The 19,297-nt window shown below is 37.3% G+C and carries 13 protein-coding genes; 6 read left to right on the top strand and 7 right to left on the bottom strand.

The annotated features are described in order from the left end of the window. Positions 1 to 85: 85 nt before the first annotated feature. The 5 genes from MWU32_RS00735 to alaS all read right to left on the bottom strand — a co-directional run bounded on the left by MWU32_RS00735 (position 86) and on the right by alaS (position 10,005). Positions 86 to 2,011, bottom strand: coding sequence for a tetratricopeptide repeat protein (locus MWU32_RS00735; RefSeq protein ID WP_246936809.1), 1,926 nt, complete (start codon positions 2,009 to 2,011; stop codon positions 86 to 88). Positions 2,012 to 2,055: 44 nt separating this feature from the next. Continuing rightward, positions 2,056 to 4,041, bottom strand: coding sequence for a sensor histidine kinase (locus MWU32_RS00730; RefSeq protein ID WP_246936806.1), 1,986 nt, complete (start codon positions 4,039 to 4,041; stop codon positions 2,056 to 2,058). Positions 4,042 to 4,252: 211 nt separating this feature from the next. Further along, positions 4,253 to 6,169 carry a PQQ-binding-like beta-propeller repeat protein gene (locus MWU32_RS00725; protein WP_246936804.1) on the bottom strand — a complete coding sequence of 639 codons (1,917 nt, stop codon included), beginning with the start codon at positions 6,167 to 6,169 and terminating at the stop codon, positions 4,253 to 4,255. A 240-nt stretch (positions 6,170 to 6,409) separates the two neighbouring features. Beyond that, entirely contained in the window at positions 6,410 to 7,123 is a 714-nt protein-coding gene (locus MWU32_RS00720) for a DUF6498-containing protein (protein ID WP_246936801.1), read from the bottom strand. A 269-nt stretch (positions 7,124 to 7,392) separates the two neighbouring features. Further along, complete coding sequence (gene alaS, locus MWU32_RS00715) at positions 7,393 to 10,005, bottom strand: alanine--tRNA ligase (RefSeq protein WP_246936799.1); 2,613 nt, start codon at positions 10,003 to 10,005, stop codon at positions 7,393 to 7,395. A 220-nt stretch (positions 10,006 to 10,225) separates the two neighbouring features. On the opposite strand from alaS, the gene MWU32_RS00710 reads away from it, so the two are divergent. The 6 genes from MWU32_RS00710 (at position 10,226) to MWU32_RS00685 (ending at position 14,439) form a co-directional block, all read left to right on the top strand. Next, positions 10,226 to 11,197 carry a M23 family metallopeptidase gene (locus MWU32_RS00710; RefSeq protein ID WP_246936797.1) on the top strand — a complete coding sequence of 324 codons (972 nt, stop codon included), beginning with the start codon at positions 10,226 to 10,228 and terminating at the stop codon, positions 11,195 to 11,197. A 1-nt stretch (position 11,198) separates the two neighbouring features. Beyond that, positions 11,199 to 11,528, top strand: a complete 330-nt coding sequence (locus tag MWU32_RS00705; protein ID WP_246936795.1) for a MerR family transcriptional regulator — start codon at positions 11,199 to 11,201, stop codon at positions 11,526 to 11,528. Between the two features lie 12 nt (positions 11,529 to 11,540). Next, positions 11,541 to 12,137, top strand: coding sequence for a LemA family protein (locus MWU32_RS00700; RefSeq protein ID WP_246936793.1), 597 nt, complete (start codon positions 11,541 to 11,543; stop codon positions 12,135 to 12,137). Between the two features lie 67 nt (positions 12,138 to 12,204). Further along, complete coding sequence (locus MWU32_RS00695) at positions 12,205 to 12,642, top strand: TPM domain-containing protein (protein ID WP_246936791.1); 438 nt, start codon at positions 12,205 to 12,207, stop codon at positions 12,640 to 12,642. 17 nt (positions 12,643 to 12,659) lie between these two features. Next, positions 12,660 to 13,526: a TPM domain-containing protein gene (locus MWU32_RS00690; protein ID WP_246936789.1), complete on the top strand. Its 867-nt coding sequence runs from the start codon at positions 12,660 to 12,662 to the stop codon at positions 13,524 to 13,526. A 685-nt stretch (positions 13,527 to 14,211) separates the two neighbouring features. Continuing rightward, positions 14,212 to 14,439, top strand: coding sequence for a (4Fe-4S)-binding protein (locus MWU32_RS00685; protein ID WP_246936787.1), 228 nt, complete (start codon positions 14,212 to 14,214; stop codon positions 14,437 to 14,439). An 81-nt stretch (positions 14,440 to 14,520) separates the two neighbouring features. Here the strand turns inward: MWU32_RS00685 and MWU32_RS00680 are convergent, their stop codons facing one another. Both MWU32_RS00680 and rpoC read right to left on the bottom strand, forming a co-directional pair. Then, positions 14,521 to 14,838, bottom strand: coding sequence for a DUF3467 domain-containing protein (locus tag MWU32_RS00680; protein WP_246936785.1), 318 nt, complete (start codon positions 14,836 to 14,838; stop codon positions 14,521 to 14,523). 156 nt (positions 14,839 to 14,994) lie between these two features. Then, a complete protein-coding gene (gene rpoC, locus MWU32_RS00675; protein WP_246936783.1) occupies positions 14,995 to 19,296 on the bottom strand; it encodes a DNA-directed RNA polymerase subunit beta' in 4,302 nt (1,433 codons plus the stop codon). Position 19,297 lies beyond the last annotated feature (1 nt).

Here is a 19,297-nt window from a genome sequence, read left to right as displayed (position 1 = left end):
GTCATCTGCTATGGCTATTTTGATGTTCATATATAGTTTTTTTGATTGGACAAAGTCTAAATTTCGATAATTATTAACGGTTTTTCTATACGTCAAACGTCGTATTTGTGATCTGCAATGGTATCTCTATATTGACTTTGGTTCCCTTGTTATTAATTGATTCAATCGAAATTTCAGCGCCAATTTCGTTTGCTCTTTTATTCATATTGTTTAGGCCATTACCCATTGTTACAGTTTCCGTATCAAATCCTTGGCCATCATCTGATATTGAAATTTTTAATTGTTGATTGTCCAACTGAATTTTAATGGCAATACGTTGTGCGTTGGCATATTTGAGGGCATTGTTCATTGCCTCCTGAATAATTCGGTAGATATTCATCCCGTCAACAGAAGTAAATTTGATTCCGGTATTCAGCCCATCATCCGATTCAAAACTAAAGATTACATCTTCTGAGGTTGTATTCGCTTTATCAACAAAATTGGAAATACGGATCTGCAAATCCTCCAAAGAGATTTCATTTTTATTCATGGCCCAAATGGTGTCCCGCAGCTCATAGATGGTGGTGGTCGTGAATTCGCTAATAAACTTCAGTTTGGCACTCAACTTATCAGGTAATTGAAAGCCGTACTTAAGATTGTCCAAAGACGAAATAATAAAGGTCAATTGTGCGCCAATATTGTCATGCAAATCTCTGCTGATACGTAAACGTTGTTCCTGCAACCGGTTTTGGGTTTCAATTTTAATCAAAGCATCCTTGAGTTGATTTTCCTTTTGAAGTTGGCGATTTTTAAGCTTCTGTTGATTGTAAAATAGCAGTCCCAACAGGGTCAATACTACTGCTAAGCCAAGTAGCCCAACAATATAGCTGTTCTTTTTACTCAAATCGAGTTCCTTTTCAGCTATATCAGCACGTTGGGAAAGAATCTCTTTTTCCTTTTTCTCGGTTTGATATTCAATTTCCAATTTTGCCACTTTACTATTGGTTTCGATATTGAGAAGACTATCCTTTAAATTGGCATAATTTTTAAAATAGTAAAGGGCGGTTTTTGTATCATTTTTGGCTTCGTAATATTGGGAGTACATATTTAAAGCAGTTTCAATATCCACCGCTGCTTTAGATATACTGGCGTAATGATAAGCACTATCAATATAGATTTTCGCATCATCAACACGACCATTTTCCAATAAAATTTGAGCCATATTATTATAGCTCGCGCCAACACCTGCCAGATTCCCAATTGCCCTTTCCATACTTGCTGATTGATTAAAATAAGCCATTGCCGAATCAATCTCCTGCATATAATAAAAAACGGCTCCAACATTGTTGACAGACTCGGCTATTCCCTTTTGGCTTTTGAGAGAAATTTCAATCGCCAATGAATTTTTAAAGTAGTTGAGGGCTTTATCCAATTCGCCATCATTAGCATACAGTATGGCAATGTTGTTATAAGCATCAGACATTCCTTTTTGGTTGTTTTCCTTTTCAAATATAGTTATGGCCTTTAAATGATTTTCGATCGCATTAGAATTCATTCCCAAATAACTATACACCATTCCAATATTATTGGTAACCGTAGCCTGTTCAATCACGGCATTTTCCTTTTCGTATATATCTAAGGCCTTTAAGTACGCAATAAGGGCGTCTTCATAATTGCCCAAACTACGGTTGCTGGCGCCAATATTATTATAGGCAGAGGCCAAAGCAAACTCGTCTTTAGCATTTGCCAGCCCCTCTTCCGATAAGGCTTTCGCCTTTTGAAATTGGCCTAAATCTCGGTAAACGATTCCTAAATTATTTTTTGAGAGGGCTACTATTGATTTCTGCTTGTTTTTTTGAGCGACGTCAAGAGCAATCTCCAAAATGAGCAGCGCTTTTTGAGGATCTTGTTTGTATAATGCCATAGCCGAATCGTTTAGCTTTTCAGCATTTCCCTGAGAAAAACCTTGGGTGATAAAACCAAGCAACAAGAAGCAAGTAAGTATTTTCAAGGCCTTTATACGTATTGTCATTGTGAAAGTACTGATTTTATTTTCGTTTTGAATTCCATTAAGTTCTAAATGACAAAACTCACCTTAGTTCCCATATTTTTCGAGGATTCAACTTCAAGCTTACCTCCAATTTCATGAATTCTTTTTTGCATATTTAATAACCCGTTTCCCTTTTCCACATTAGTGCTGTCAAACCCTTGGCCATCGTCAGAAATTGTAAATTTTAAATGCTCTAAGAAATTTTCCACCTTAACTCGAATCGTTTTTGAGTTGGAGTGTTTAATACTGTTGTGAATGGCTTCCTGAATGACGCGATGGATATTGACCCCTTCCATTGAATTGAATTTCCTTTTAATATCTACATCTTTGTCCACCTGAAATGAAAAATTGACTTTTCCTTCAAAAACATGTGCTTTGTCAATATAATTTGAAAGTCGAGATTGCAAGTCTTCAAAAGTAATTTCAGTTTTATTCATTGCCCAAATGGTATCGCGCAACTCATAAATAGTTTCAGTAGTAAATTCGCTGATACTTGTTAGTTTATCGTTAAGTTTTTGATCCGTAATCTCAAAACCGTATTTCAAATTATCGATAGATGATATAATAAAAGCTAATTGTGCACCAATGTTGTCATGTAGATCCCTACTGATTCGGAGACGTTGCTCTTGGAGTCGGTTTTGAGTCTCAATTTTCAATAAAGCGTCTTTCAACTCATTTTCCTTCTCCAATTGTTGGTTCCTTAATTTCTGCTGATTGTAAAACAAATAGCCTATAAAGATCAGAATCACAGCGAAACCGATAATACCAAAAAGTTGTGCGTTTCGTTTCTGGATAATCAAATCACGTTCTGCCAAATCAGCACGGTGAATTAGAATTTGCCGCTCTTTATCAGCTGTTTTGTAACGCTCGCCCATTTCAGCAATCTGACGAGTCTTGGTTTCATTTAACAGGGAATCTTCTATCGATTTATATTCTATATAATTATTCAATGCGCTTTTATAATCGCCCTTTTTTACATCTAACTCATGAAACCTATAATACGCCTCCAGTTGGTATTTTCGTGTTCCGTATTTTAAGGTGTTTTGCATGGCGCTATCTAAAATCTTTTTGGCCTCAATGAAGCGTTTGGTCTCTAAATAAATTTTACCTAAGTTGACCAAGGTTACCCCCTTTCTTGATTCAAATCCGGGTACTGCGAGGGATTTCAAAGTGTATTCCTCCGCTCTTTTATAATCCTTTAGCTTGGAGTAGGTGTTGCCAATATTAGAATAAGTCGTCCTTGAGAATGCAAGGTCATTAATACTCTCACTTAATTTTGCCGCTTTTTTATTATAGTACAAAGCACTGTCAAACAGTCGCATATTAAAATTATCTTTTTCCGCCAGTTCATCATAAGCTATTCCAATACGCCCATAACAGTATGCTTCTCCTTTTTTGTTTCCAATCCGTTTGGCAATTTTTAAAGCTTGCCTATTCCACTTTATCGATTCCTCAAATTCGTACATTCTATCATAGATGTACCCAATGAAGGACATGTCTCTTAAAATATTTTCCTCAATGTCATTTATTTTGTTAAACTCTAAGGATTTGAGACCATAATCCAAAGCTTCTGGAAATTCAGAAAACAAAGTATGAATTTGAGATTGCTCGAAATAAACATCTTTTAGAGACCGATCTTCAGAGTCCTCTAAAATCGCTGTAGCCTCTTGGAAGTAATCCAATGCTCTGATAGATGACGAGGGTAAAATAATCTTTCCTTTTAAAAATAGGGCTCTTCCTTTAGATTGAGCATGGTTAATAGCTGTCGCATTTTGGAGGAGTAAATCAGTATATAAGGTTGCTATCGAGTCATTTTTAGAAAGATAGAGAGAAGCCAAATTATAATAAAGTTCAAGCTTTTCTTTATCATTAGCTGATTTTAGACGATTTTGAAACTTTAATATTTGAAGGGAATCTGATTTGGTTAGAGTTCTTGAAGAATATTGTCCATTATTTTGCCCATGGGAGGATACGGTACAGAAGAATATCAGAATCAAAAGTACCTGTCTCATGTTAAGCATTTGAAATAAAAAAAGCATCAGTAACAAACCACATTTTTCAACGATGGAAATAACTGACGCCTTTTTAAGAAAACTGATTAATAGCATGACCAATATAACTCTAAATGTTAGTGTAGTTGGATTTTTTCGACAAAAAGCAATTAAAAAAGATTAAGCGTAATTGATTCATAATCACGCTTAATCCTCAAATTAAATCCCCAATTTAATTATTAAGATCGTAGGCGTAAATCGTTTTATCATTTGCCTTATAATAAAGTACACCAGCAACATCGTCCACTTGATATTCGGGTTTTTTATCTTTTAGAACAATCTCCTTATCAACCTTTCCTGTGTCTTTATTTACTTTTACCAACCCAACACCATCATCCAATTTTGTTAGGATAAATTGCGCATTTTCGGTAGCTGCAGTTGCTTTAAAACGTTGCGACATCATTTTAAATGACGCATCACCAATAGAGGCAAACATATCTGCCGCACGTTGGTTTTCTTTACCATAATCATTATAGTTTCTCAAATCGTTACTACTGCCAAAGCCTGTTTTGTTCATTCCAGCCTGTGCCGCATGGGCCATTGCCAAACCTGTAGATGCCACTGCCATGACACCTCCCATAACTTTCATAAATCCGCTTTTTCCAGGAGATTTATAGTATCCATGGTATTTTTGGTCGCCATTATCACCTAACATCATCAAATTTTGTGAAGCGCTAAGAAATATATTGCCATCTCTCATTTCCATCGCATTCGCTGCTTCCTTTTCGTCAAATTTCACTTTGGCCAGTTCTGAAACATCTCCGGAGTTTGCATCAATGGCATATACCGTATCATCTGCAGCGATGAGGTATCTATTTTTGGCGCTATCAAAAGTTGAAGCCACCGCAGCCGAATTTTTATATTTCAAGGGCTTTTCCCAGACTTGGTCTCCTGTTTTCAAATCAACAATATTAGCATCTTCACTGGTGATATAAATCAACCCCTGAGGCGATTCGGCCATGACCAATATATTTTCACCTGTTTTTAAAGGTTTTTTAAACAATGTGTTTCCGTCAAAGGAAATTTTGTTGATACCTCCCTGTTGGATACCAAATAAGATACCATCGTCCTGAACATAAAAATGCTGTACATAGCCTTTGGTCTTTGGTGCTTTGTCCCACAAATCTTCCCCTGATGATGCACTTAAAAAGGCTATTTCAGATTCGTTTTTTGTTGCAAACACACTCGAACTTCCACCATCACTTTTGTCACTGACCACCGCCAATCCCTGAGGAAGAATCTGGAAATTGGAGATATTACCTTGTACTTTACGATCATCTTTCCAGAGTTCAGCACCATTATTTCCTATTTTATGGATGCGTGTGTTTTTTCCATTGGACGTGGTTTCAAAACCATAGATTTCCTTTTCAGTCGCATCAGCAACCATCCAATTAATTCCTTTGACTTTAGTGGTCCATATATCTTCTCCTGTATGTGATTTCGCAACCAAGCCTTGTGCCGTTGGAATAATTAACATGTCTTTTAAGAGCAATGGCGTTCCGGTCACACTGACATCCTTGGCAACGCCAACACGACCTGGTTTATCCAAGAAAAAACTATAATCCAATTTTGATGTTCCCAAATCATAAACCGCAACTTTTGGTGTAGATTTCTCAAACTTATCACCTTCCTTTTGGATGCCACTTATGATCAACTTGTTCTGTGGCAACACCACATCGCAAGTAAAAACTTGATTCCAGTTGTCCGTATCTGAATTAAAAATCACTTTTCCGGTCATATAATCGATTACGGCACGTTTGGTTTTGGCTATACCTGCAAACTTAGACCCAACGCCTTGAGTTACGATTATATAAGGGGAGTTAGGAACAAACTGAGTTTCTTCTGGTTTGAGCTTCCCAAAATTATTAAACCTAAAAACCGGCTGGCTCTCGGTTGGTCTGATCCCGACCAAACCTTCATTTGTTGCCACAACTAAAACTCCTCCAACGGTAAGTGACATCTCATTTATACTTGATCCAAGATCATAATTTTGATTGGGAGTTTCAGCTTTTTGGGCATTTACTGAGGTTGTTCCTACAAAAAGAACAATGACCACCATCTGTTTAAATTGAAATAATAAATTTTTCATTCGTGAAATATTAAGGGGTTAATAATATTCCAAAATTGCAATTAATGAGAAGGGTAATCAATACGGCATATGTCGTATATTTTGGGGAAACAAAACTTGCCTGAATTTAGCTTTTGGGTACGGACGGGCTAGGATTAGGCGATTAGGGATAAGTAGTATTTGATAATCGAATCCTAAATGTTGATTAATAAATATTGAAGTTTAATCAGGAGTGGAATTTGGAATTTAGAATTTTCAAGACTATTCCGAAAATAATAAAAGTTGTTTTCTTAATTCATCCTTAGGTGTTTTGCCATCGTAAAGTTTCTCGACCATATAATCAAGAGCTTTTGTGTCTTCTCGAATGACAGAAAGTCCAAAATCGATAAGCGATTTAAAAAGGATGAGTAAAAGCGCTGCCATGAGTGTTGCATCAACAAATAGTATAAAGAAGAAAAAAGCTATTATGACTGCAAATTGCTGAATCACAATTCGAACATAGGGTTTATACATAATTTCATAAGCAGTAAACTCAAGATGTTTTTGAGACAGCATAAAATCAAAAATGAATTTCACCAGTTGTGTTCCTATTAATATGGTAAGGACGTAGGTCATACCTTCCAGAGCCAGAATTCCACGATAATTCTCAATGATGTAAAACGGTTCCTTGATAAAAGTTTGACCATCAATTCCAACGATCACAAAAACAAAAAGAGATTGTATCGCTACAAACATACCGTAATGGAACATAAAAAAAAGAACCAAAAAAATAATAGTTTTTCCTGAGCCATCGTTGCGCGAAGCTGCCACCATCTTAAACACATTGAAAACCCCGATAATCAGTGTTTCTAAAAAATAACCAAATATGATGGCATAGGGCGAGATTTTTCCCATCAAAAGGAAGCCTACTAAAAACACAACATTCATCCAGACATACGAATTGTTGCGATTGGGCATAAAAACAGAAAACATCATAGGCTTACTTTTTTACAAATAAAAACTTTTGAAGTCTTTAATCCTATACGATGAAATACGTATTTCGAAAAATATCCTTTTTATGCTCGCAGAGGCGCGAAGATGCTAAGTTTTTAATATTTCAAACTTATTTATCTAATCTCTAATTAATATATTGTCCATTTAATCTCTGCGTCTCTGCGACTCCGCGAGCGATTTAATTGAAGCCTCTGCGTGAGATTTGATGAGTGCTTCTGCGAGAAATCTATTCAACTTCATCGAAAGACAGTCTATTTCATATACTTCTCCGCAGCCTCCAAGGCCCTTTCAATACCATCTGGATTCTTTCCTCCTGCTGTTGCAAAAAATGGCTGTCCGCCACCACCGCCTTGGATATGTTTACCTAATTCGCGGACAATAGTACCTGCATTTAAACCTTTACTATCCACCAATTCTTTAGAGATATAACAGGACAATAATGCCTTTCCATCATTTTCGGCTGCAAACAACAAGAATAAATTGTCGTATTGCTGACCCATTTCAAAAGAAAGATCTTTAATCCCTGAGGCATCCAAATCTACTTTTCTAGCTAAAAACAGTGCACCGTTAATCTCTGTAAGTTCGTTTTTAAGATCGCCCTTCAAGTTTTTGGCCTTCTCTTTTAATAGATTCTCGATTTGTTTTTTTAATTCAGCATTCTCACTTTGTAAGTTCTGGATTGCCTTTATTGGCTCCTGTGCATTATTTAACAGCCCTTTAATTTCGTAGAACGCACGGTCATGGTCTTGGTAGTAATCTTTGACTGCATCGTTGGTTATGGCCTCAATACGACGTATGCCTGAAGCTACAGCACCTTCGGAAATAATCTTAAAATACCATATATCTCCGGTGTTCTTGACATGGGTTCCACCACATAATTCAAACGACTTTCCAAAGCGAACGGTACGAACAGTATCGCCATATTTTTCACCAAAAAGTGCAATGGCGCCTTCTTCAATAGCCAATTCCATAGGTATGTTGCGCTGTTCCTGAAGTTGCAACTTACCATCAATACGTGCGTTGACGAAATCTTCTACATCGCTTAATTCCTCCGGAGTCAGTTTTGAAAAATGTGAGAAATCGAAACGAAGGTATTTTGAGTGCACGGCACTTCCTTTTTGCTCTACATGTTCGCCCAATACTTCACGCAAGGCTTGATGTAATAAGTGGGTTGCCGTATGATTGGACTCCGTTCTTCTGCGCTGTTTTTGGTCTACTGAGGCTTTAAATGTTCCTTTGAGATCTTTAGGCAAGTTTTTGGTGAAATGAATGGCTACATTATTTTCTTTCTTAGTATCCAAAATATAAACAATATCGCCGTTACTATCTGTCAAATACCCCTTATCACCTACTTGTCCGCCGCCTTCAGCGTAAAATGGTGTCAGATTGAATACCAATTGGTACATTTCGCCGTCCTTTTTTGAAACGACTTTTCTGTAGCGGGTGATTTTCACATTGGTTTCAAGAAAATCATAACCGATAAACTCCTGCATGTCATCTTCTAACAAAATCGTCCAATCTTCTGTGGACATTTCACTGGCGGCACGCGAGCGGTCTTTTTGCTTTTTCATTTCAAGATGAAATCCCTCTTCATTAAGTTCCAATCCTTTTTCTCTCAAAATTAAAGCTGTTAGGTCAATTGGAAATCCGAAGGTATCGTAGAGTTCAAAAACTTTCTCACCCGAAATAATTTTCGAATTTGACTCTTCAACAACTCTATTCAAGAGCACTAAACCTTGATCTAAAGTCCGTAAAAACGATTGCTCCTCTTCTTTGATAACGTTTTCAATCAACTGCTTTTGTGATTTTAACTCCGGAAAGGCATCCCCCATTTTCTTGGTCAACACATCCACCAATCTATAAATGAAAGGGTCTTTCTGATCTAAAAAAGTAAAGCTATAACGAATGGCTCTTCTCAAAATTCGACGGATGACATACCCCGCTCCTGTATTACTTGGCAACTGTCCGTCAGCAATAGAAAATGCCACGGCTCGCACGTGATCGGAAATAACCCGTATGGCAATGTCAACATCCTCATCTTCCCCATAAGGTTTTTCTGCAATGGTTTCTATCTCACGAATAATAGGTGTAAACACATCCGTATCATAATTTGACTGTACACCTTGCAATACCATACAGAGACGTTCAAAACCCATACCTGTATCAATATGTTTTTGAGGTAACGGCTCTAAAGAACCGTTCGCTTTTCTATTGTATTGCATAAAGACAAGATTCCATATCTCAACCACCTGAGGGTGGTCCATATTTACTAAGGTCTTGCCATCAACGGCAGCTTTTTCTTCCGCTGAACGAATATCCACATGAATTTCACTACATGGCCCACAGGGGCCCTGTTCACCCATTTCCCAAAAATTATCGTTTTTGTTACCCATCAAAATGCGATCCTCAGAAATAAAAGTTTTCCACAAATCATACGCCTCCTGATCCATCGGCAAATTATCTTCATCACTGCCTTCAAAGACGGTGACGTAGAGAATGTCCTTATCTATTCCATATACATCAACCAACAATTCCCAAGCCCAAGCAATAGCTTCTTTCTTAAAATAGTCTCCAAAACTCCAGTTTCCAAGCATTTCAAACAAAGTATGGTGATAGGTATCATAACCCACTTCTTCCAGATCATTGTGTTTTCCCGAAACGCGAAGACACTTCTGTGTATCGGCAATCCTCTTGTGTTTTGGCTGTGCATTGCCTAAAAAGTATTCCTTAAAAGGTGCCATTCCTGAATTGACAAACATAAGGGTGGGATCATCTTTTAAGACCATTGGTGCAGAAGGCACAATATTATGTTGTTTGCCCTTAAAAAAGTTTAAAAATGTGGAACGTATATCTTGAGATTTCATTTTGATAAATTGATGTCTTATTTTTTATTATAATTGTGAATATGAGCGATTATTTCACAAATTTATTTTAAAGTTTGTATATCGCTGGTCCAGTTTAATCGAGAATCATTTAGTTTTACTAAATTTACAAATAAAATATTTTGTAGGTTTGTTCGTTTGGTTCATGTATAAAGACCTTTTACCGTCTTTATAACTGTGCAAAAATAGTATAAATTAGGAAATGAGTAAGGTAAAATATTATTACGATTCAGATACCCTCTCTTATAAGAAAATAGAGCGTAGAAAAAGAAACACTTTTAAGTATGCTTCAATTTTTATTTTAGGCTCAGCGCTGTTCGGTTTCTTATTTGTGTTCTTGGCTAGTCAGTTCATACAATCACCAAAAGAGCGTGCTTTGGCAAGAGAGCTCCAGCATATGGAATTACAGTACCAATTGCTTAATAAAAAGATGGATGAGGCACAAGCAGTATTGGCCAACGTTGAACAACGTGACAACGCCATTTACCGTCTCTATTTTGCCGCCAATCCTATTCCTGAAGAACAGCGTAAAGCAGGTTTTGGAGGGATCAATCGTTATAAGGCTCTGGAGGGTTTTGATAATTCAAAAATTATCATTGATGCCAACAAACGAATGGACATTTTACTTAAACAAATTGTAGTCCAATCAAAATCACTAGACGAAATCGCGATTTTAGCTGAGGATAAAGAAAAATTTTTGGCTTCCATTCCTGCCATTCAGCCAATAAATACTGAAGACCTAACAAGAATGGCATCAGGTTACGGCTACAGAACCGACCCCTTTACAAAAGTAAGAAAGTTTCATTATGGCATGGATTTTACTGCTCCCCAAGGGACACCAATTTATGCTTCAGGCGATGGCGTCGTGACACGTGCAGACAATTCTGCAACTGGTTATGGCAATCATATCCGCATTGATCACGGCTACGGCTACGTCACCTTATACGCCCACTTATATAAATACAATGTTCGACGTAATCAAAAAGTAAAGCGCGGTGATTTAATCGGTTTTGTTGGTAGTACAGGACGATCTGAAGCTCCACATTTACATTATGAAGTATTCAAGGATGATGAACGTATCAACCCTATCAATTTCTATTACGGCAATTTGTCTGCTGAGGAGTATAGCAAATTATTGGAACATGCCTCATTAGAAAATCAATCCCTGGATTAATATGCAGATCGATCTTCCAGAAAAAAGATATTACGGTATTGGCGAAGTAGCGAAAGCATTCAAGGTCAACACATCTTTGATCCGATTTTGGGAAAAAGAATTTGATATCCTAAGGCCAAAGAAAAATGCCAAAGGCAACCGAAAGTTTACACAGGAAGATATAAAAAACCTTAAATTTATATACCATTTGGTGAAAGTAAGAGGATTTACTTTGGAGGGCGCAAAGACTCATTTAAAAGAGCAAAAACAAGAAGCACTCAGTACCTTTGAAATCATCAACAAATTAAAAGGTATTAAAGCTCAACTCATTAAAATAAAAAATCAACTCTAAAACTGACATCACATGAAAAAATGGCTCGTTCCAGTAATTATCATTGCACTAATTGCAATTGCACTTTACTCTTGGGGAAAAAACTTTAATAACACAGCAATAGAGCTCAAAGAAACTGCCACCAGAAGTTGGGGCGATGTTGAAAGCACCTATCAACGTCGAAACGATCTTATTGGCAATCTGGTAAAGACAGTACAAGGTGCAGCCGATTTTGAGCGTACCACCTTAACCGAAGTTATTGAAGCCAGAGCAAAAGCCACGTCTACAACCATTGACGCCAATAATCTTTCTGAAGAAAGCATGGCTCAGTTCCAACAAGCACAAAGTGGATTAAGCGGCGCATTATCAAAGCTTTTGGTGTCGGTTGAGCGTTATCCAGAATTAAAAGCGAATCAAAATTTCTTGGAATTGCAGTCGCAATTAGAAGGTACTGAAAACAGAATCAATGTAGCGAGAGACCGCTTTAACGCAAACGTAGAACCTTATAACAAACACATCAAAACCTTCCCTAACAGTATCTTGGCTGGTCTTTTTAATTTTGATGATATGAGTTATTATAAAGCAGATGCAGGTGCAGAGAATGCTCCAGATGTAGATTTTGATTTTTAATGAATCATTGTATCAGCTGAACTTCTGAGTGCTTTTGTTAAAGCGCTAATATCAAAAAAATAGAAAAATGTCAAAAATAGAAAATTTCCTAACTGCTGCAGAGGAGCAACAAGTCATTGAGGCGATTAGAGTAGCAGAAAAGAACACCTCAGGGGAAATACGCGTTCATTTGGAAAAGACCTCTAAAAAAGATCCTTATGAGCGTGCGTTGGAAGTGTTCCATTTGCTCAAAATGGATAACACAAAACTTCAAAATGGCGTATTAATTTACGTTGCTGTAGAAGATAGGACCTTTGTGATATTTGGTGATGAAGGCATTAATAATGTTGTAGAAGAGGATTTTTGGGAAACCACAAAAAACGTGATGCAAGGTCATTTTAAAAGAGGACATTTCAAACAAGGGTTAGTTGATGGTATTCTAAAAGCTGGAAAACAACTGGAAATTTATTTTCCTTGGGAAACTGGCGATAAGAATGAAATTCCCGACGATATTTCTATAGGATAATAAATTAAGTAAGCAGTATGCAGTCAGAAGTACTCAAAAGTCCTTATTTATATACTAACAAAAAAAGCGTTTTTAAACGCTTTCTTTTTACTGTACTGATTATCTTAGGTGGAGTACAATTTGGATTTTCTCAGTTTAATATTCCTGATAAACCAACAAAAACTACCGATCAAACTAGTGTTTACCAATACACACCTCTACTTTCAGAAAGCCAAAAAAATAGTTTAGAGCAAAAACTAATTAAATATTCGGACACCACTTCAACACAAATTGTAATTGCAATTATCAGCTCAACACAAGGAGAAAACATCAATTACTTAGGTGCTCAATGGGGTCAGAAATGGGGTATTGGACAAGAACAAGAAGACAATGGTATCCTTATTTTATTAGCTAAAGATGACAGGAAAATAGCCATCAACACGGGTTATGGTACCGAGCATCTACTAACAGACGCCATGTCGAAACGCATCATTGAGCGCGACATTATCCCCTATTTTAAACAGAACGATTATTACGGCGGCCTAAACCGAGGTGTGGATGCTATTTTTGAAGTGATGACCGGAGAATATCAAGGTATACGGCAAGTCAACACGGAAGAAGGGTTTCCAGTTGGATTTATTTTCCTCCTTTTCATCATTTTCATCATCATTATGATTTCTATTTCCAAAAACAATAAAGGCGGGGGTGGCCCCGGCAACAACAGAGGCGGTGATTTCAGCATCTGGGATGCGATAATTCTGAGCAATCTTGGACGTGGAGGTTTTGGCGGCGGTGGTCGTTCGTCGGGAGGTGGCTTTGGAGGTGGCTTCGGAGGTGGTGGCGGATTTGGCGGAGGTTTTGGCGGCGGTGGCTTCGGCGGTGGTGGTGCTTCTGGAGGATGGTAGAATTCAGTTGACAGTAAGCAATCTCAAAAGAATTTTAAATTTTGAATTCAACCTCAATTTCAACTTTTTGCCTGTCCGGCAGGCGGGCAATTTTTTCATTAAGACATCATACAAACCAAGATTTTACAATTGACTTCGCCATATCTTATTATGGATGATACTAAAAGCTTACCAATTTTCTATAAATAATTTTTGGTGCCAAGAAGTTGAAAAACTATGATCGAGCAGGTGAATCTATAATGCATGTGAATTATTCATTGTACAACTCTGTAGTAATGATTATAATTAATACTGTAGATTATCCAGACATTACCTCCATGATGCACATCTATGTTGACTATGTTTTTAAAACCTTTCGTTTGGCCAATTAATAGGTTGGTTTTCTTATAAACCGACGAATTGGTAAAGTTTAGGAATTCGATACGAGAGCTTCCTTTCTGGATTATACAGAAAATTGGCGATTGGCGAGTACCCATCAAAAATCGCAACAATTCTATCGATAGGTTATAAAACCAAGATTAGGATTTGATGTCTTACTTTTTAAAATTCAAGGTGGCCGTTCATCGATTAAAGTCCCCAAAGTTTGCATTCTATCGGGTATTTAATACCTTTAATAGAAGATTTAAATTAATTGCCTGCAAATTATTTAAATTTAGAGAGAGTCAAACCCCAAATTGATCTACTTATGGAAACAAATGCTAATCATTTTAGTAATAGTGATATTACTATTACTTACGAACCATCCGTTTGTATCAACGCAGGACGTTGTGCGAAAGAACTTTCCGATGTATTTAGAAATTCAGTAATCCCATGGATTGACTTAGATGGCGCGCCATCTGAAAGAATCATTGCTCAAGTCAAAAGATGTCCATCAGGTGCCCTGAAAATTTATCGTAATCAGAAAGTAGCCTAAACATGAACGAAAAAAAATCCCTTTGAAATTTAATTCAAAGGGATTTTTTTGTTATTGATAAAATTCACCAAGAATATTTTATTAAGCCTGACCGGTCGGTCCAAAATTTAATGGAATGGGCGGTTGTTCATAATCTTTAATCTCACCGTGGGCATTTTCAAAGCGCTTGACGTTTTCGCCTAAAGCCTTAAGCAAACGCTTTGCATGTTGAGGAGTCAAAATAATTCGTGACTTCACTTTGCTTTTTGGTGTACCAGGCATAATACTGACAAAATCTACTACAAATTCAGATACTGAATGATTAATGATGGCTAAATTGGAATAAATCCCTTCTGCTACCTTCTCATCCAATTCAATATTAATTTGTCCTGGTTTTGGTGTTTCTTTGTTATCGCTCATAATTCTTACATTCCTGTGACCGTGAAGGCAGGAATCTCGTCTTTAAAAGTTAATATCTTGAATAATTCGACGTGTTCATTTTACAAATTATATAATTGAAAATCATCGTTTTATTAAAAATATCCCGCGCCTGCCGGCCTGCAGGCGCGGGATTTGTTAATTATAATTCAATTCTTCTTTAGCTTTCATCATTTCATTGAACTCTTCTTTGGAACCAACGATGATATTCTCATATCGTCTTACCCCGGTTCCAGCAGGAATTCTATGCCCAACAATAACATTTTCCTTCAAGCCTTCTAAGTCATCAACTTTAGCGCTTACTGCAGCCTCGTTAAGTACTTTGGTCGTTTCTTGGAACGACGCCGCTGAAATAAATGATTTTGTCTGTAATGAAGCTCTTGTGATACCTTGAAGAATAGGAGTTGCAGTGGCTGGCTGTGCATCTCTTGCAACTGCCAACTGACCATCCTCTCTTCTTATAACAGAGTTCTCATCTCTTAATTGACGCATCGTTACGATTTGTCCTGGTTTAAGCGTTTTGGAATCTCCAGCATCTTCAATCACTTTCATTCCGAAAATTTTATCGTTTTCTTCAATGAAATCAGATTTATGTGCCAATTGATCTTCTAAGAAAATAGTATCACCAGAATCAATGATTCTCACCTTACGCATCATTTGTCTTACGACTACTTCAAAATGCTTATCGTTGATTTTCACACCTTGCAAACGGTATACTTCCTGTACCTCATTAACCAAGTACTGTTGCACCGCTGAAGGGCCTTTGATATTCAAAATGTCGTCTGGAGTAATTGAACCATCAGATAATGGCATACCTGCTTTAACATAATCATTTTCTTGAACAAGAATCTGACTTGAAAGTTTAACCAAGTATTTTTTAACTTCACCTAACCTTGATTCGATGATAATCTCACGGTTACCTCTTTTGATTTTTCCGAAAGACACAACACCATCAATTTCACTTACTACAGCAGGGTTAGATGGGTTACGAGCTTCAAACAACTCAGTTACACGAGGTAAACCTCCTGTAATATCACCAGACTTAGCTGATCTTCGAGGAATCTTAACCAATACCTTACCAACATTAATCTTCTCCCCATCATTAATCATCAAGTGAGCCCCAACCGGTAAGTTGTACGATCTAATCGCATTACCTTTGGCATCTTCGATATGTAGAGTTGGAATTAATTTCTTATTTCTCGATTCAGAAATTACTTTTTCCTGGAATCCAGTTTGTTCATCAATTTCAACCTGGTATGTTACGCCTTGTTCGATATTTTCGTAGGAAATCTTTCCAGCAAATTCCGAAATGATTACACCGTTATAAGGATCCCAAGAACAAATGACATCTCCTTTTTTCACTTTATCACCTGGTTTGCAGTAGATAAATGAGCCATAAGGAATGTTATGTGTACTCAGAGTAATACCTGTTTTGGCATCTACCAATTTAAACTCAGAGGTTCTAGAAATAACGACATCAACAGCATCACCATTGTTATCTGTTCCTTTAACCACTTTTAAATCTTCAATTTCAGCAATACCATCAAACTTAACGGTCAATTTATTTTCTTCTGAAATGTTACCTGCAATACCACCCACGTGGAAAGTACGTAGCGTTAACTGTGTTCCAGGCTCTCCAATAGATTGAGCCGCAACCACACCAACTGCTTCACCTTTTTGAACCATTTTGCCGGTTGCAAGGTTACGTCCGTAACACTTAGCACAAATACCTTTGGTAGCTTCACAAGTCAATGCAGAACGAACTTCAACCGAGTCTAAAGCAGAATTCTGAATGCGTTTTGCAACGGCATCATCAATATGTTCACCTGCTGCAACAATTAACTCTTCAGTCAATGGATCATAAACATCATTTAAAGATGTTCTACCGACCACTCTATCCTCAAGTTTTTCAATAATCTCCTCATTCTTCTTTAAAGCAGATACTTCAATACCTCTCAATGTTCCACAATCTTCACTGTAGACAATAACATCTTGAGAAACATCCACTAAACGACGCGTTAAATAACCAGCATCGGCTGTTTTAAGAGCGGTATCTGCAAGACCTTTACGAGCACCGTGAGTAGAAATAAAGTATTCCAAAATTGAAAGCCCTTCCTTAAAGTTAGAAAGAATTGGGTTTTCAATGATCTCTCCACCACCTGCACTAGATTTTTTAGGTTTCGCCATCAATCCACGCATTCCTGTTAACTGACGGATCTGTTCTTTAGATCCACGAGCTCCAGAATCAAGCATCATATATACAGAGTTAAACCCTTGCTGATCTTCGCGGATACGCTTCATAGACAATTCAGTCAATTCGGCATTCGTAGAAGTCCAGATATCAATTACTTGGTTATAACGTTCATTATTGGTAATCAATCCCATGTTATAGTTGGCCATAATACCATCAACTTGGTTGTTGGCACTATCAATCATACTTTGTTTTTCAGCAGGAATTATAATATCACCTAAACTGAACGACAGACCACCTTGGAACGCAAATTTATATCCGAGATCTTTGATCTCATCCAAAAATTCTGCTGTTTCAGGAACAGAAGTTACTTTAAGGATGTTACCAATAGCATCTCTCAATGATTTTTTGGTCAATACCTGATTGATGAAACCAGCTGCTTTTGGCACGGTTTCGTTGAACAAGACACGACCAACAGTAGTTTGAATAATCTTAGTGACCAATTCACCTTCTTCATTGAGGTCTTCTGTTCTTACTTTAATACCAGCATTTAAGTCTACCCTTTTCTCATTGTAAGCAATTGTTACTTCTTCTGGAGAATAGAACGTTATACCTTCGCCTTTCACTTTGACTTCATCGGTTGAAAAACGTTCCTTGGTCATATAGTACAGACCAAGAACCATGTCTTGAGAAGGTACGGTAACTGGTGAACCATTGGCAGGATTCAAAATATTGTGAGAAGCCAACATTAATAATTGTGCTTCCAAAATAGCTTCTGGGCCTAATGGTAAATGCACCGCCATTTGGTCACCATCAAAATCCGCGTTGAACGCCGTACATACTAATGGGTGCAATTGGATGGCTTTACCTTCAATTAATTTAGGCTGGAAGGCTTGAATACCGAGTCTGTGTAATGTAGGTGCACGGTTTAAAAGAACTGGATGTCCTTTTAAAACATTCTCTAATATATCCCAAACTACAGGCTCTTTTCTATCTATAATTTTCTTTGCAGATTTTACAGTTTTCACAATCCCACGCTCAATCAGTTTTCTGATAATAAACGGTTTGTAAAGTTCTGCTGCCATGTTTTTAGGCAATCCACATTCAAATAACTTTAATTCTGGTCCGACGACAATTACCGAACGTGCCGAATAATCCACACGTTTACCAAGTAAGTTTTGACGGAAACGTCCTTGCTTCCCTTTCAAGGAGTCAGATAGTGATTTTAATGGTCTGTTAGAATCTGTCTTAACTGCAGATGCTTTTCGCGTGTTGTCAAATAAAGAATCTACAGATTCTTGCAACATACGCTTCTCATTTCGCAAAATAACCTCTGGAGCTTTGATTTCAACCAAACGTTTCAATCGGTTGTTTCGAATAATCACACGACGGTACAGATCGTTTAAATCTGAAGTTGCAAAACGTCCACCATCTAAAGGCACCAACGGACGTAACTCTGGTGGAATTACCGGTATGGCCTTCATGATCATCCACTCTGGAAGATTTTCACGGTTGGCGTTAGAGTCGCGGAAAGCTTCAACAACTTGAAGACGCTTTAAGGCTTCTGTTTTACGTTGTTTTGAAGTTTCAGTGTTTGCTTTGTGACGCAATTCAAAAGACAACTCGTTCAAATCAATTCTTGAAAGCAAATCAATCAAGCATTCCGCTCCCATTTTTGCTATGAACTTATTCGGATCATTGTCATCTAGATACTGGTTATCCTGTGGAAGTGAATCAAGAATAGTCAAATATTCTTCTTCCGTCAAGAAATCCATTTTCTGTAGCGGCTCTCCATCAACATTTTTTGCATTACCAGGTTGGATCACTACGTATCGTTCGTAATAAATGATCATATCCAATTTCTTGGAAGGTAATCCCAATAAGTATCCAATTTTGTTTGGTAAAGAACGGAAATACCAAATATGAGCCACAGGGACAACCAAATTGATATGTCCTACTCTGTCTCTACGTACTTTCTTTTCAGTTACTTCAACACCACAACGGTCACAAACAATACCTTTGTAACGGATACGCTTATATTTACCACAAGCACATTCAAAATCCTTTACAGGACCGAAAATACGCTCACAGAACAAACCATCTCTTTCTGGTTTGTGTGTTCGATAATTAATAGTTTCAGGTTTAAGAACTTCACCACGAGATGCTGCTAAAACAGACTCTGGAGACGCTAAACCAATGGAGATCTTGTTAAACCTCTGTACTGTATTCTTATCTTGTCTTCTTGCCATT

Source organism: Gelidibacter sp. F63206, from assembly GCF_023015735.1.
The sequence above is the reverse complement of the archived record's forward strand: the minus strand, read 5'-3'. Positions and strand labels throughout refer to the sequence as shown.

Bases quoted from the DNA above. Each gene is read 5' to 3' on its own strand.
- MWU32_RS00735 (WP_246936809.1), bottom strand. From the start codon at position 2,011: ATGACAATACGTATAAAGGCCTTGAAAATACTTACTTGCTTCTTGTTG.
- MWU32_RS00730 (WP_246936806.1), bottom strand. From the start codon at position 4,041: ATGAGACAGGTACTTTTGATTCTGATATTCTTCTGTACCGTATCCTCC.
- MWU32_RS00725 (WP_246936804.1), bottom strand. From the start codon at position 6,169: ATGAAAAATTTATTATTTCAATTTAAACAGATGGTGGTCATTGTTCTT.
- MWU32_RS00720 (WP_246936801.1), bottom strand. From the start codon at position 7,123: ATGATGTTTTCTGTTTTTATGCCCAATCGCAACAATTCGTATGTCTGG.
- alaS (WP_246936799.1), bottom strand. From the start codon at position 10,005: ATGAAATCTCAAGATATACGTTCCACATTTTTAAACTTTTTTAAGGGC.
- MWU32_RS00710 (WP_246936797.1), top strand. From the start codon at position 10,226: ATGAGTAAGGTAAAATATTATTACGATTCAGATACCCTCTCTTATAAG.
- MWU32_RS00705 (WP_246936795.1), top strand. From the start codon at position 11,199: ATGCAGATCGATCTTCCAGAAAAAAGATATTACGGTATTGGCGAAGTA.
- MWU32_RS00700 (WP_246936793.1), top strand. From the start codon at position 11,541: ATGAAAAAATGGCTCGTTCCAGTAATTATCATTGCACTAATTGCAATT.
- MWU32_RS00695 (WP_246936791.1), top strand. From the start codon at position 12,205: ATGTCAAAAATAGAAAATTTCCTAACTGCTGCAGAGGAGCAACAAGTC.
- MWU32_RS00690 (WP_246936789.1), top strand. From the start codon at position 12,660: ATGCAGTCAGAAGTACTCAAAAGTCCTTATTTATATACTAACAAAAAA.
- MWU32_RS00685 (WP_246936787.1), top strand. From the start codon at position 14,212: ATGGAAACAAATGCTAATCATTTTAGTAATAGTGATATTACTATTACT.
- MWU32_RS00680 (WP_246936785.1), bottom strand. From the start codon at position 14,838: ATGAGCGATAACAAAGAAACACCAAAACCAGGACAAATTAATATTGAA.
- rpoC (WP_246936783.1), bottom strand. From the start codon at position 19,296: ATGGCAAGAAGACAAGATAAGAATACAGTACAGAGGTTTAACAAGATC.